Origin of the sequence: Azospirillum sp. TSH64 (genome assembly GCF_003116035.1) — a bacterium.
GTDB lineage: Bacteria > Pseudomonadota > Alphaproteobacteria > Azospirillales > Azospirillaceae > Azospirillum.
This window is the reverse complement of the sequence record NZ_LGQW01000015.1, coordinates 1,167,343-1,168,719: the sequence shown is the minus strand read 5'-3', so window position 1 is coordinate 1,168,719 and position 1,377 is coordinate 1,167,343. Positions and strand designations below refer to the sequence as shown.

General features: G+C 68.2%; 2 protein-coding genes. Both read right to left on the bottom strand.

The features are described 5' to 3' along the window. Positions 1-363 (bottom strand): ATP-binding cassette domain-containing protein (locus TSH64_RS06785; protein WP_146208114.1); only part of this gene is annotated, 363 nt, incomplete at its 3' end. Positions 364-366: 3 nt separating this feature from the next. Then, positions 367-1,263 (bottom strand): ABC transporter ATP-binding protein, encoded by an 897-nt coding sequence (locus TSH64_RS06780; RefSeq protein ID WP_109096088.1) that lies wholly within the window; start codon positions 1,261-1,263, stop codon positions 367-369. Between the last annotated feature and the right edge of the window lie 114 nt (positions 1,264-1,377).

Here is a 1,377-nt window from a genome sequence, read left to right as displayed (position 1 = left end):
CGGGAACAGCGTCAGCACCCGCTCAAGCTCGCGCTCGAAGCTGCCGGGCTGCGCCACGATGGAGCCCATCTGCAGGTTTTCCAGCACCGTCATCCGCGGGAAGATGCGCCGGCCTTCCGGGCTTTGCGCGATGCCGCGCCGCACGATCTCGTGGGTGGGCAGGTCGGTGATGTCCTCGCCCTCGAAGAACACCCGGCCCTGGCGCGCCCGCGGGCTGCCGCAGATCGTCATCAGCAGCGTCGACTTGCCGGCCCCGTTGGCGCCGATCAGCGAGACGATCTCGCCGGCGCCGATCTCGATGTCGATGCCCTTCAGCGCCTCGATGGCGCCGTAGAAGGTGTGGACGCCCGATACCTTCAGCATGGTTCAGGCTCCCTTCTGGCCGGCGGTGGGCGCGATGTGCAGGTCGGCGGCGACCTCCGGCGGCAGCGCCTCGTCCTCGTCCTCGCCCAGATAGGCACGGATCACCGCCGGGTCGTTCTTCACATGCTCCGGAGTGCCGTCGGAAATCTTCCGGCCATAGTCCAGCACCACCACATGGTCGGAAATGCGCATCACCACGCTCATGTCATGCTCGATCAGCAGCACGCCCGTGCGGTGACCCTGCGGGGTCTGCACGTCGCGGATGAAGGTCAGGATCTCGGCCAGCTCCCCCGACTCGCGCGGGTTCAGGCCGGCCGCCGGCTCGTCCAGGCACAGCAGCACCGGCTCGGTGCACATGGCGCGCGCGATCTCCAGCCGGCGCTGGGCGCCGTAGGGCAAATTGCCGGCTTCCCAGTCGGCGAACTCGGTCAGCCGCACCCGGTCCAGCCAGTATTTCGCCAGCTCCACCGCCTCATGCTCGGCCTTGCGGAAGCCGGGCAGGCCCAACAGGCCGGCGATGGCGAAGCCCGACGCCCGCATCAGCTTGTTGTGCTGGGCGACGATCAGGTTCTCCAGAACGCTCATGCCGCTGAACAGCCGGATGTTCTGGAAGGTGCGCGCCACGCCCGCCAGCTGGGCGATGCGGTAGCCCGGCATCCGCTCCAGCAGGAATTCCTTGCCCTGCGGATGGCGCAGCGTCAGCCGCCCCACCGTCGGCGTGTAGAAGCCGGTGACGCAGTTGAACAGCGTCGTCTTGCCGGCACCATTGGGGCCGATCAGCGCGGTGATCTCGCCCGCCCGCGCCTCGAACGACACGTCGTTGTTCGCCACCAGACCGCCGAAGCGCATGGTCAGGTGTTCGACCGACAGAAGCGGCTTTTCAGTCATGACGGCGCTCATTTCGCGGCTCCCGCGGCGGGCTTTTTGCCGCCATGCAGGAGGATGGTCGGGTCGCGGTGGGCCAGCAGGCCGCGCGGACGCCACAGCATGATCACCACCATGCCGGCGCCGAAG

Excerpts from the sequence above, each read along its gene's own strand:
- TSH64_RS06780 (WP_109096088.1), bottom strand. The coding sequence starts at position 1,263 with ATGAGCGCCGTCATGACTGAAAAGCCGCTTCTGTCGGTCGAACACCTG.